Source organism: Streptomyces bullii (assembly GCF_042657145.1).
Taxonomy (GTDB): Bacteria; Actinomycetota; Actinomycetes; order Streptomycetales; family Streptomycetaceae; genus Streptomyces; species Streptomyces bullii.
In genome coordinates this window covers 170,544-182,229 of the sequence record NZ_JBHSNY010000001.1, presented here as the reverse complement: position 1 = coordinate 182,229, position 11,686 = coordinate 170,544, and the positions used below count along the sequence as shown (strand labels likewise).

10 protein-coding genes are annotated in these 11,686 nt (G+C 74.6%); 1 reads left to right on the top strand and 9 read right to left on the bottom strand.

Going from position 1 to position 11,686, the window contains the following annotated elements; translation table 11 throughout:
- The first annotated feature begins 3 nt into the window (after positions 1-3).
- Positions 4-873 (top strand): ATP-grasp domain-containing protein, encoded by an 870-nt coding sequence (locus tag ACFPZJ_RS00860; protein ID WP_381015795.1) that lies wholly within the window; start codon positions 4-6, stop codon positions 871-873.
- Here the strand turns inward: ACFPZJ_RS00860 and ACFPZJ_RS00855 are convergent.
- Genes ACFPZJ_RS00855 through ACFPZJ_RS00815 form a run of 9 tightly spaced genes read right to left on the bottom strand, consistent with a single transcriptional unit; the run spans position 863 to position 11,645 of the window.
- Complete coding sequence (locus ACFPZJ_RS00855) at positions 863-1,453, bottom strand: hypothetical protein (protein ID WP_381015792.1); 591 nt, start codon at positions 1,451-1,453, stop codon at positions 863-865. The genes ACFPZJ_RS00860 and ACFPZJ_RS00855 overlap by 11 nt on opposite strands.
- Positions 1,428-2,249: an FkbM family methyltransferase gene (locus ACFPZJ_RS00850; protein WP_381015789.1), complete on the bottom strand. Its 822-nt coding sequence runs from the start codon at positions 2,247-2,249 to the stop codon at positions 1,428-1,430. The genes ACFPZJ_RS00855 and ACFPZJ_RS00850 overlap by 26 nt, the downstream gene beginning before the upstream one ends.
- A complete protein-coding gene (locus tag ACFPZJ_RS00845; RefSeq protein ID WP_381015786.1) occupies positions 2,246-2,482 on the bottom strand; it encodes a Trm112 family protein in 237 nt (78 codons plus the stop codon). Before ACFPZJ_RS00845 ends, ACFPZJ_RS00850 begins: the two co-directional genes overlap by 4 nt.
- Positions 2,479-3,384: a hypothetical protein gene (locus ACFPZJ_RS00840; RefSeq protein WP_381017260.1), complete on the bottom strand. Its 906-nt coding sequence runs from the start codon at positions 3,382-3,384 to the stop codon at positions 2,479-2,481. The genes ACFPZJ_RS00845 and ACFPZJ_RS00840 overlap by 4 nt, the downstream gene beginning before the upstream one ends.
- A gap of 24 nt (positions 3,385-3,408) precedes the next feature.
- Positions 3,409-4,146 (bottom strand): class I SAM-dependent methyltransferase, encoded by a 738-nt coding sequence (locus ACFPZJ_RS00835; protein WP_381015784.1) that lies wholly within the window; start codon positions 4,144-4,146, stop codon positions 3,409-3,411.
- Complete coding sequence (locus tag ACFPZJ_RS00830) at positions 4,143-5,555, bottom strand: condensation protein (RefSeq protein ID WP_381015781.1); 1,413 nt, start codon at positions 5,553-5,555, stop codon at positions 4,143-4,145. Before ACFPZJ_RS00830 ends, ACFPZJ_RS00835 begins: the two co-directional genes overlap by 4 nt.
- Positions 5,552-9,739, bottom strand: a complete 4,188-nt coding sequence (locus tag ACFPZJ_RS00825) for an alpha-(1->3)-arabinofuranosyltransferase (protein WP_381015778.1) — start codon at positions 9,737-9,739, stop codon at positions 5,552-5,554. The genes ACFPZJ_RS00830 and ACFPZJ_RS00825 overlap by 4 nt, the downstream gene beginning before the upstream one ends.
- Positions 9,736-10,497: a class I SAM-dependent methyltransferase gene (locus ACFPZJ_RS00820; RefSeq protein WP_381015775.1), complete on the bottom strand. Its 762-nt coding sequence runs from the start codon at positions 10,495-10,497 to the stop codon at positions 9,736-9,738. The genes ACFPZJ_RS00825 and ACFPZJ_RS00820 overlap by 4 nt, the downstream gene beginning before the upstream one ends.
- Positions 10,494-11,645 (bottom strand): glycosyltransferase family 4 protein, encoded by a 1,152-nt coding sequence (locus tag ACFPZJ_RS00815; RefSeq protein WP_381015772.1) that lies wholly within the window; start codon positions 11,643-11,645, stop codon positions 10,494-10,496. Before ACFPZJ_RS00815 ends, ACFPZJ_RS00820 begins: the two co-directional genes overlap by 4 nt.
- Positions 11,646-11,686: the final 41 nt, after the last annotated feature.

The following is an 11,686-nucleotide window of genomic DNA, read 5'->3' as shown; positions in this document are numbered from 1 at the left end:
GCCGTGCCCCGTATCGCCCTCGTCACCTACGACCCCGGGTCCGAGCCCACCCAGGACAGTGACCTCCCGGTGCTGCTGGAGGCCCTGTGGGACGCCGGTGCCGAGGCCGTCGCCGTGCCCTGGGACGACCCCGCCGCCAACTGGAGCGCGTTCGACCTCGCGGTCGTCCGGTCGACGTGGGACTACAGCTGGCGGGCGGAGGAGTTCGCGGCGTGGGTGGAGCGGTGCGGGAAGCTGACACGGCTCGCCAACCCGCCCGAGGTCGTGCGGTGGAACACCGACAAGCGGTACCTCGGGGAGCTCGCGGCGGCCGGTGTGCCCACCGTCCCCACCCGCTACATGGCCCCCGGCGACACCGCCGACCTCCCCGACGACCGCGAGTTCGTCGTCAAGCCCACCTCCGGCGCGGGCGCCCGCTTCGCCGCCCGCTACACGCCCGGCGAGCGCGACACCGCCGTGCGGCACCTGGAGCGCATGCACGCCGAGGGGTTCACCGCCATGGTCCAGCCGTACATGCGCGGTATCGACACGGCCGGGGAGCGGGCGCTGCAGTTCTTCGGCGGGCGGTTTTTGCACGCCAGCCGCAAGGGCGCGGTGCTGGCGCCGGGCACGGCGTACGACGCCGACAAGGTGCCCCACCCGGACCTGGAGCCGTGGACTCCGACCCCGGCCGAACTGTCCGTCGCCGAGCGGGCGTTGGCGGCCGTACCCGGATCGCCGGAGCTGCTGTACGCGCGCGTGGACCTGGTGGACGGGCCCGACGGGCAGCCGTGCCTGATGGAGCTGGAGCTCATCGAGCCGAACCTCTTCCTGTTCCTGCACCCCGGCTCGGTGCCGTCGGTGGTCGACGGCATCCTCGCGGCTACTCGCTGATCCGCGTCCGCTGCAACAGTCCCCACGTGAACTCCGCGACCACCGCGCGCGGTACGCCCCGCCGGTCCGGGGCCGTGAAGGCCAGGCCCCAGCGCGTCGGGGCCGAGCCCTGGAGGGGGCGGGCGGGGGAGAAGACGCGGGCCGCCTCGTCGATCGTGCAGGACCAGGGGGTGAGGTCGTCGAGGGAACGCAGGTCCGGTCCGTCGGCCTCCGGGGCGCGGACCAGCCACTCGTTCCAGACCGCGTTGTCCGGGCCGACGACGATCTCGAAGCGCAGGTCCGGCCAGAGGGGGAGCCGCCAGCGCCGGGCCTCGCAGTCCAGGTCGCCGACGCGGCGCGGGGTGATCGATTCCGGTTCACCGAGGACGGAGCGGTAACGGGAGGCGGCCGAGCGGGTGCGCGGCGAGCGGACCATCGCCTGCCAGCGCCTGTTGGCCTCGCGCATCTCCGTGATCGACGCGCCCAGCTCGCGGCGGGCGTCCTCCACCAGAGCGGGATTGTGGTCGGCCATGCGGCGCAGCAGCACCAGCTGGAAGTCGCGGGGCGTGAACGGGCTAGCGGGGCGCTTTCCGGAGGACATGCGCACCATCGTCGCCCACCCGCACCCCTCCCGGGCGGCGGCCGTCCGGGAGGAAGAGCACCGAGTTGACGTAGCGCGGCCCCTGGAAGGCGCTCAGCGGCAGCACCCGGCGCAGCAGGCCGTGCGCGACGACGTACGAGGCGTCCGCCTGGTGGTCCTCCAGGGGGAACCCGGACAGCGGGACCCAGGCGTCGCCCGGCAGGACCCAGCCGTCGTAGCCCAGCAGCGCCAGGTACGTCACCACCGGAGCGATCGGCTGGATCTCCAGCTCGACGAAGAGGGCCGGGCGGTCCCGGGCCAGCAGGCCCGTCGCCCCGCGCAGCACCGCCGGCTCGTTGCCGTCCACGTCGATCTTGATGAAGCCGACGTCGCGCAGGCCCAGCTCGTCCAGCGTGACACAGGGGACGTCCAGCGCACGGCCGTGGATGTCGCGGCGCACCAGCGAGGACACGCCCCGGTCGCCCGCGTCGTCCGAAGGCAGCCACAGGCGGGCGATACCGGGCCGGTCGGAGGCGGCGGCCTGGATCACCCGTACGTTCGGCGGCGAGCCGTTGGCGAGCAGCCGCGCCAGGTGGGGGACCGGCTCGACGGTCACGACCCGGCGCGCGCGGGCGGACAGGCGGTGCGTCCACGGGCCGTACCAGCCGCCGACGTCGACCGCCGTGCCGCAGTGCGGCGGGCACAGCTCGGCGAGCCGGGCCAGTTCCGGCTCGAAGCGGGGGTAGACGGCTCTGGCGGCCGCGGCCACCAGACGGGTGGGCAGGCGGGACGCCAGGCGGGCGGCCAGCGTGGTCATGGGGCCATCCTCTTGACGAACTCCTCGTGTTCGTCGTCCGAGACCTGCTCCCCGGAGGACGGCAGCAGCTGCGGAATGCCGTCGACGATCGGGTAGCGGCGGCGCAGACGCGGGTTGTACAGCGCCTCCCCCCGCGCCGCGGCCGGCGCGGCGGCCTCCGGGACGATCAGGTGCAGCGGGCCCTTGTCGAGGGGGCACGCCAGGATCTTCAGCAGCGGGTCGTCGGGTTTCACGGAGGGGTCAACTCCTTGGCGGGGGTGGGGGGTCGGGGAGCGGTGTCGTGTTTGGGCATGGCCAGCAGCACGGCGACCGCGAGCGCGGTGCCCGCGACGCGCAGCGTCAGCCTGAGCGGCTCCTCGGGCAGCGCCTCGCCGAACGCCAGCGTGCCGAGCACCGCCGTGTAGAGACACGTCACGGTCGTGCACACCGGCACGATCAGTGAGGCCCGGCAGCGTTGCAGCGCCGCCTGCGACATCACCAGACCGAACGCGCCGGTGAACAGGAGCAGGTACGGGTACGGGGAGCGGAGCAGGTCCAGCAGGGCGCCGCCCGGCCCGTCGGCCGTCAGGTAGCCGGAGACGCCCTTGATGGCGAGCGAGCTGACGCCGTAGAGCAGGCCGACCGCCACGCCGTACTCGACACCGGTCGTCGGCAGCCGGTGCCGGTGGCGGGCGCGGCGCTCGGTGGCGCGGTACAGCCACACCCCGGCCGCCAGCGACGGCACGCACACCAGCAGGATCAGCGGGTAGGGCGCCGCACGGCTGACGGAGTCCGCGCCCTCGCGCAGCGACAGCACCACCATGAGCAGCGCGAGCAGGATCGCGCCCAGCGCGTACCGCTCTCGGCCGGTGGTCTCCTCGCCCAGCAGCCGTGTCGACAGCAGGACCAGCAGCACCAGGCCGGAGACGAAGATGCCCTGGGCGGCGGCGATGGGCAGCGTGCGGTAGACGACGAGCTGTGCCCCGAAACCGGCGGCCAGGGAGAGGGAGCCGCCGATCCACAGCGGGCTGCCCAGCACCAGCCGCAGCAGCCGGGCCGGCTCGCGGACCGTCACCTCGGGCAGGGCGGTGAGCGCCCGTTTCTCCAGGACGAAACCGAGGCTGTACAGGGTGTTCGCCAGCAGGGCCGCGGCCACTCCCCACCACATCCCCACGCCCCCTTACGTCCTGCGGGCGTGCAGCAGCAGGATCGAGGCGAGCGGTGGCCTGGCACAGGCCAGCCGGTCCAGCGGCCTCAGCGGACGCGGTACGCCGTGGAAGGGCGCCCCTGCGAGGCGTACGACCTCGAATCCGGCCGCGGCGACGAACTCCCGCAGCGCGCGGGCGGTGTACAGGCGCAGGTGCCCGACGACCTCCTTGCCCGGGCGGCCGTGGATCGCGCGCAGACTCACCTCGGAGAAGACGGGCTGGACGCCGGCCAGCAGCAGGGCGCGGTTGTACCAGGCGGCCAGGTTCGGCGTGGAGAGCATGAGGTGGCCCCCGGGGCGCAGCACGCGCCGGATCTCGTCCAGGGCCGCGTCCGGGTCGACGAGGTGCTCGATCACCTCGCTGAACAGCACGGCGTCGGCGCAGGCGGTGCGCAGGGGCAGTCCGCCGCCGGTGAGTTCGCCGCGGACCGCGTACGGGACGCGGGTGCGGGCGCGGGTGAGGGCGTCCTGGGACCAGTCGACGCCGACGAGGCGGTGGCCGCGCAGATAGGGGGCGGCGGTGGCGGCCGCCGTGCCGTCGCCGCAGCCGATGTCGAGGATCACGCGGGCGCCGTGGGTGGCCGCCGGCCCGAGCGCGTCGGCCAGCATGCGGGCCTGGCGACGGCTGCGGGAGCTGCCGGAGGCGACGGGGACGGCGGGGTTCTCGTAGAAGTCGCGCAGGTCCTCGCGGGGTGTGGCGGTGGTCGTCACGGGGTGGCCTCCGTCGTGTGCAGGTAGTGCTCGAAGAGGTCCCGGAGGTGGACGCCGTCACCGTGGCCGAGCAGGGCGCGGGACCAGCGCAGCGCCAGGTGGAGGCGGCCTGCCGTGGAGGCGGTGGTGACGGTCAGGCCGCGCGGCATACGGGCCGGGGCCGAGAACCACACCGCGTGCGCGCGGCCCGCCTCCTCACCGAAGTCCAGCGGGTACGGGACGCGGCCGATGTTGCTGAGCAGGGTCGTGGACGTCCAGGGGGCCGCCGCCCGGCGCAGCGCGCGGGTGAGGGCGGCACGGGCGGCGACGGGCGCCCAGGGGGCGGTCAGGAGGGCGGCGCCGTGGCCGAGCTGGGGGCGTGGCAGGGACTTCAGGGCGCGGGTGCGCGCGGCCGTGCGGCGCAGCAGGGCGGGTAGGTCGGTGACGTCCAACTCCTGCGGCGCGAAAGGGACTTCCACCAGGCGGGTGCCGTTGCCGATGGGCATGGTCGTGTCGCGGGGGCGGTCGTCCACGGGCATGGTGATGCGCAGCGGGCGCGGCCGGGCGCCGTGTTCCCTGTTCCAGTGGGCGACGGTCAGGGCGGTGGTGACCATGAGCTGGTCGTTGACCGTGTACGGGGAGCCCTTGGGCCGGTGGGGCAGGGGGAGTTCGGTGACGAGCATGCCGTTGCCGGGGGAGGGTTCGGGGGTGCCGGGGGCCACCCTGGCGGGCGGGGCCCACGTGGAGGGGGTGGTCTCGGCCGGTGGCTGGGCCTCGGTCGTACGGACGGGCGGGGCTGTGGGGGAGTTGTCCGTGCCGCCGTACAGCTCCGCGGCCGTGGCGAGGACGCGGAGGCAGGCCGGGCCGTCCAGGGCGGTGTGGTTGATGGTGAGGAACAGCACCGTGCCTGCCGGGTGAGGGACGCCGGTGCCGGTGCCGGTGCGGGGGTGGGGGCGCGAGGCGGCGCCGCGAGGTGCCGCCGTGCCCACCCGTGCCGCCCCGGCGGCACGACCGTCCGCGGCCGAGCCGAGCGCGTCGCTCGCCTCGCTGCCCTCCGCCGGGCCCGCGCCCACCACCACCTCCAGCCTGATCGGCGGCGACACCGACAACGGAGGTGCCTGCGTCAGTGCCCGGGTCCTCGCGTCCCGCAGGGCGTCCCGTCCCGGCGGCGGGAAGCTCACCACCTCGATGTCCGGCTCCGCCGTCAGCTCCCACTCGTACCGGCGTCGGCACCACGGGCCGGGGGCCTCCCGCATGAGGATGCGCGGGTGCCGGTGCAGGGCCTCCGTGAACGCCTTGCGCAGGCGGCCCGGCTCCAGACGGCCGGGGAGGTGGACCTCGATGTGGACCGTCTCCGGTTCCTCCTCCTGCAGGCAGTGCCGGGCCACCTCGTCCACGACCGGGAACGGGATGCGTTCCGGTGTCGTCATGCGGTCTCGCCCTTCCCCGTGTCCGTCGTGGGCAGCTGCCGGGTCGGCGCCTCCGACGCGGGCGGCGGCTCCCGCAGGCTCACCAGCGCCGCGAACAGGCCCATCAGCGCGAGCAGTTGGGCCAGGTGCCCGAAGGCGCCCCCGCCCGCGCCCACCGGTTCACCGGCGCCCGTGGCGGCGGCGATGCCCGCTCCGGCCAATGCCAGGAACGCGATCGGCACGAGCAGCGTGTGCCGCCGGGCCGCCAGGAACGCCAGCGCCGGCACCAGCAGCGCGAGCCAGCCCGCGATGACGGCCGCGACCAGTGTCAGCGCGACCGTGCCGAGCCACAGGCCGGGCAGCGGCGGCGCCGGCTGCGGCGCGTCGGGGCTGGGCTCGCGGCGGCGCCACAGCATCAGGCCGAGCAGCGCCGCGATGCCGACGCCGCTGCCGATCAGCCCGGCGTCGTACGTCGTCGCCGGCTCGTACGACAGCTTCACCGTGCCGCCCGCCCCGGCCGGGACCCGCCAGCCCTGCTGCCAGCCGTCCAGCCGCACGGGGGACAGCTCCTTGCCGTCGAGAGTGGCCCGCCAGCCCTCGTTGTAGTTCTCGTACGTGGTGAGGTACGAGGCCGCGCCCGAGCCGACCGTCACCTCGCGGCGGTCGCCCAGCCAGTCGCGTATCCGCAGCTCGCGGCCGGCCGACACGGCTTCCGCGACCGTTCCCCGGGTCAGCGTCACGTCGGTGAGTGCCAGCGGGCCCGCGTCGCCGCCCTCCAGCCGGTGCGTGCCCGAGGACAGCGGCACGTCGGCGTCCGCCCGGCCTCCCTGGCACAGCGTCACCCGTACCGGGCGCCGCTCCACCAGGTCGCGCACCGTGCCACGCACCGCCGTCTGGTACAGCTCCCCGTCCACGGCCACCACCGGCCCCTTCCCGCACGGCAGGGAGAACGTCCGCGAGGCGGACGGCTGCGGCGTGCGGTACTGGTCGAGGGCCGGGACGTAGGCCTCCGTCAGGCCCACCGGGAGGCGCAGGTCCTCGTCGGCGACCGGGTTGTGCAGGGTCAGCGGGGCGGTTTCGGTGATCGTGATGTCGAGGCGGTCGGTGGTGATCGGCGGGAAGCGGACCCAGCCGTTGTCGTCGACGCCGGCGATCGCCGCGCCGTCGGGGGAACTGAGGTGCACCTCGGTGGGACGGGTGGACAGTCCGCCCGCCGGGGCCAGGACCAGCTCGCCGACCGGCTGCTCGCCGTCCCAGCGCAGGTGGATCGTCGGACGGTCGCCCGCGATCCACGCCGTGGTCAGGTCGCCGTCGGTGAGGTTGCGCGCCGACAGGCCCGCGCCGAGGCGCGCCGTGGAGTCGGCGGTCGCGGTGACGCGGTCCTGCTGGTCGGGCGCGACCTCGTACAGCAGCCGGTCGAGTTCCTCACCGGGAACGGGCACCGCGCTCGCCGTCACCTCGTAGGTTCCCGCCGTGGGCGTCGTGAAGCGGCGATGCAGGCCCGCCTCGGTGCCCGTCGCGGACAGGCCCGTCGGGTCGGAGGCGCGGTGCAGGGAGACGATGGTGGCGGCCGCGTCGGAGTCGTCGGCGTCGGTCGGTAGACGCAGCAGGCGGGTCACCCGCACGTCCGGCAGGCCGATCTCGGAGAAGCCCGCGCCGGTCAGGCCGGAACGGCGCGCCACCGAGTCGACGATCGTCAGCTTCATCCAGTCCGTCGCGCCCTCGGGCGCCTTGACGCGCTGCGTCATGCCGTTCGGCTGCAGGAAGCTGGTGACGGAGCCCTTCTCGGTCTCCACCCGCACCTTCGTCGCCGCCGCCCGCACGCTCTCCTGCGGCAGCGGCGTCACCGCGAACGACGACGGCATGTCGTACGCCCCGTCGAAGGCGATCCGCAGCCACTGCCCGTCCGGCGCACCGGGCGAGCCCTCCGTCCAGGCCGTGGCGGGGTTGCCGTCGAAGGCGTTGACCGGGTCGTACTGCGGCAGGTGGAACAGCCAGTTGCCGTACGAGGACGCCGTCACGGCGCGAGCGCCGCGCAGTTCCGCCACCGTCTGGTGTCGGAGGCCCTCGGTCGGCAGGATCTGGCGCGGCTTCTCACCCGCGTCCTGCTGGGCGTCCGGAGCGTTGCGCTCGCCGCGCGTGTAGGTGTACGACGTGTTGGCGTTGACCAGGCCGAACCGGGTGTCCGCGTAGCGCAGCCCGTCGCCGACCACCTGCACCGGCGGCGTGCCCAGCCCCGGGTGGTGGTCGCCGGTCAGCACCGTTGCCCGGCCGCGCAGTTCGGTCGCCAGCGGCAGCAGTGCCTCGGGGCCGCCGGAGACGACGGCCGTGTCCGAGACCGGGGCGAGGCCGGCCTGCCCGGGACGCGGTACGTCCTCGCCGCGCGGCCGGTAGATCTCCACCGCCCGCTGCCGCGGGTACAGGCCCTCGACCTGGAGCGGGGTGTCGTGCGCGATCCGGCCGCCGGTCATCACCGGGCCCAGGCCCGTCACCCGCTCGTACCCCGACTGCTCCAGGGTCCGCTTCACCGTCGTGGTCGGCACGTAGCCGATCTGGTCGGGGTCCAGGTCGTTGCGGACGACGACGTAGTAGACGCCCGCACGGCTGAGGTAGTCGGCCAGGCCCGGGACTTCGCCGCCGGACATCAGGGCCTGCTCCACGGCGTCCATCGCCCGCCGGTTGCCCGCGGTGCCGAAGGGCACGTAGTCGCGCTGCGCCCAGCGGGACGCGGCGACCACGTCGAGGGGCTGGTCGATGGGGGAGCCCCAGGTGTAGATGCCGTGCGCGGTGGCCGGGACGACCAGGGCGCGCGAGTCGGGGGAGTACTTCTCCAGCCAGTCGGCCGTGGAGTGCCAGTACGCGGGGAGCTTCTGGAAGGAACCGGGGCTGAGGATCGAGCCGTTGAGGTACGGCCACAGCAGGCCGGGCAGGATCAGCACCGCCGCGACCAGCGGGGCGAAGCGGCGGCCCCGCACCGGGCGGGCCCCGCGCGTCTTAGCCGCCACGCCCACCAGGTGGGCCAGGCCGAACACCAGCGCGAGCGCCAGGCCCGTCTGGAACTTGTAGATGTTGCGGAACGGCGACAGCCAGCCGTCCAGCCAGTCCTGCACCGGCCCGTGGAACGGCGCGCCGAACGCGCCGCCGTACCCGGCGAGCAGCACCAGCGCGCACACCAGCACGGTCAGCACCAGCCAGCGCCGCTCGGGCAGGTCCCGCCGGGCCAGACCCGCCAGGCCCAGCCCGGCCGCCAGCGCCGAGCACACGACGACGACCACCGAGGAGGCCACCGTCCAGCCGGCCGGCAGCCACGCCTCACCGAAGTGCAGGTAGGCCACCCAGTTGCCGGCGCCGCGCAGGGCCTCCGTCGCCGACATGGTGGACGTGGTGGTCTGCGAGGTCTCGATGTAGGGGAGGAAGTTCTCCCCGTACACGCCCAGCAGCAGCAGCGGGATCCACCACCAGGCCGTCACCACGAGCACCGCGGGCGCCCACCAGGCGATCAGCTTGCGCTGCCGTGGCCGAGCCGGGCGGGACAGCAGATACAGCCCCACCGGAAGCAGCGAGGCCAGCGTCGCCGCCGCGTTCACACCGCCCATGAACGGCACGAGCAGCGCCGAGCGCAGGGCAGCGATCCGGGCGGCGTACCGCTCGTTCGTCAGCGGCAGCAGCACCCACGGCAGGAACGCGCCGGGCAGCGCGGCGGCCGACGTGGAGCCGACGACGACGGTGAACACCGGCCACAGCGCGTACGCCACCGCCGCGAGCAGCCGTGACGCGCCGCTGCCGATCCGCAGCCGCTCGGCCAGCCGCAGCGCGCCCCAGAAGGCGACGGTCACGACGAGCGACAGCCACAGCCGCTCCGCCAGCCACACCGGCAGCCGTACCAGGTCGGCGAGCCAGTAGAACGGCAGCATCGGCCACAGGTAGCCGACGTACTGGTCCTGGATCCCGCCGAACCCGGCCCGGTCGTGCCACAACTGGCCCAGGTCGGCGAGGAACTGCCCGGGGTCGACGGTGACGCCGAGCTTGGTGTCGAAGGTCTGCCGGCCCGGGTGCACGGCCAGGAACAGGACGAACACCACGGCCCAGAACCCCAGCAGCCAGCGCCGCGACCTCGGGCCGTCCGGCGGGCCCGAGGTGGTCGCGGGGGTCGGAACGGCTGCCGGAGGAGGAGCCTGGACCGATGTGGTCGGAGGGGCCGTCATGGGTGACACCGCCGCAGGATGAGGAGGAGGTTCCAGGTGGCGACCTCGCGGATGCCGGGCGCCTTGACGACGGTCTCCGCGAGGAAGGGCCAGTAGCGGGAGCGCGCCGAGACGATCCGCACGTCGTCGCGGTCGCGCACCTGCCGCAGGGTGGTGCCGATGTGGTGCGGGAACAGGTTCTCGCCGAGCGTGTGCTTGGCGGGCCTGCCGGTGCGGCGCCGGTAGCGGGCGCGGGCCCGCTCGGCGCCGAAGTAGTGCCACGGGGCCCACTCGTGCCCGCCCCACGGCGACAGCCAGTTGGTGAACGACACGTAGATCAGCCCGCCCGGCCGGGTCACCCGCGCCAGCTCGCTGAGGAAGGTCTGCGGATCCGCCACGTGCTCCAGCACGTTGGAGGAGAACGTGATGTCCGCGGCCCCGTCCGCCAGCGGCAGCAGGTAACCGTCCGCGATCACCGCGCCCTCGGGTGGTCTCCCGCCCAGTTCCGCCACGTCTGGCTCGAACAGGTAGGCGTGTGCGCCCCGGCGGCGGAACTCACGCGTGAAGTGGCCGCTGCCGCCGCCGACGTCCACCACCGTGCGGCCGGCGACCGGGCCGTCGTACGCCTCGACCTGGTCGGCGGCGTCCCGGGCGAGCAGCGAGTAGCAGGTGTCGGGGTCGTCCTGCTCGTGCAGGAAGGCGCGGAAGAGGGCGAGGGAACGGCGTATCGAGGGGTCCTTGAGCCCGGTCCCGGGCCTGGGGTGCCCGGCCCCGGTCATGGCTGCCAGCTCCGCACCGCCTCGGCCGCGACCGCACGGAACTGCCGTACCGTACGGTCCCACCGGTAGCGGGCGGCGTGGTCGCGTGCCGCCTTGCCCATCAGCTCGCGCCGGTGCCCGGACAGCGCCAGCGTGCACCAGGCCGCGGCGAAGGACGACTCGCCCCGGGCCAGCACACCGGTCTCGCCGTCCACCACGGAGTCGCGCAGCCCGGGCACGTCGAAGGCGATCGCCGGCGTCTCGCGCGCGGCGGCCTCGGTGATCACCAGGCCCCAGCCCTCCACCGCCGACGGGTGCAGCAGCAGCCACGCCGCGCACAGCAGGCGGTGCTTCTCCGCCTCGGACACATGACCGGCGAACTCCACGCCGGGACCGGCGAGTCGCTCCAGCCGTTCCCGCTCGGGGCCGTCGCCGACGATCACCAGCCGTCCGCCGGTGACCGGCCGTACCCGCTCCCACAGCCGCAGCAGCAGGTCGATCCGCTTGTACTCGACGAGCCGGCCGACGGCGACGAACAGCGGGTCGGTCGAGCGCTCGGCCCGCGGTCCCGGCTCCTCGACTCCGTTGTGCACGACCCGGATGCGGTCCCGCTCCACGCCGATCGCGCGCAGCGCGTGCGCCGTCGAGGGGGAGACGGCGACCAGCAGACCGCGCTGCCGTGCGCCGGTCAGCGCCCAGTGTTCGAGTCTTCGGCCGATGCGGGCGGCCGGGGCCAGCGGGCCGCCGAAACGCATCGCCCACAGGTCGGTGTGGACGTGGTTGACCAGGCACAGCGTGGGGCCCTGATGCCACAGGGGCGCCAGGTACGGCATGCCGTTGCACACCTCGACCAGCAGGTCGCAGTCGCCGACCTGGCGGGCGAAGGCCGAACGGGCGCGCAGGTAGTGGCCGTAGGAGCCGCCCGCCGACACGACCCGGTAGTCCCGGAAGGCCGCCGGCCCTCCGCACAGCAGGGTGACCTGGTGGCCCAGGCGGGTCAGCCCGTCGGCGAGCCGGTCGACCAGCAGCTCGGAGCCGCCTGCCGACGGGTTTCCGAGGTCGCGGTGGGCGAGGAAGACGATCCGGCGCGGATGTGGGGGGAGCGCCGGGGGGTGCTGCGCCGCGCTGGGGGGCGCGGTGCGCAGCGGGGACGGCACGTGCTGGGGCATGGGTGCTCCAACTCGTCTCGGGGTGCGGAACTCAGCGTGGG

Coding starts and splice junctions, on each gene's coding strand:
- ACFPZJ_RS00855 (WP_381015792.1), bottom strand. CDS start 1,453: ATGTCCTCCGGAAAGCGCCCCGCTAGCCCGTTCACGCCCCGCGACTTC.
- ACFPZJ_RS00850 (WP_381015789.1), bottom strand. CDS start 2,249: ATGACCACGCTGGCCGCCCGCCTGGCGTCCCGCCTGCCCACCCGTCTG.
- ACFPZJ_RS00830 (WP_381015781.1), bottom strand. CDS start 5,555: ATGACGACACCGGAACGCATCCCGTTCCCGGTCGTGGACGAGGTGGCC.
- ACFPZJ_RS00825 (WP_381015778.1), bottom strand. CDS start 9,739: ATGACGGCCCCTCCGACCACATCGGTCCAGGCTCCTCCTCCGGCAGCC.
- ACFPZJ_RS00820 (WP_381015775.1), bottom strand. CDS start 10,497: ATGACCGGGGCCGGGCACCCCAGGCCCGGGACCGGGCTCAAGGACCCC.
- ACFPZJ_RS00815 (WP_381015772.1), bottom strand. CDS start 11,645: ATGCCCCAGCACGTGCCGTCCCCGCTGCGCACCGCGCCCCCCAGCGCG.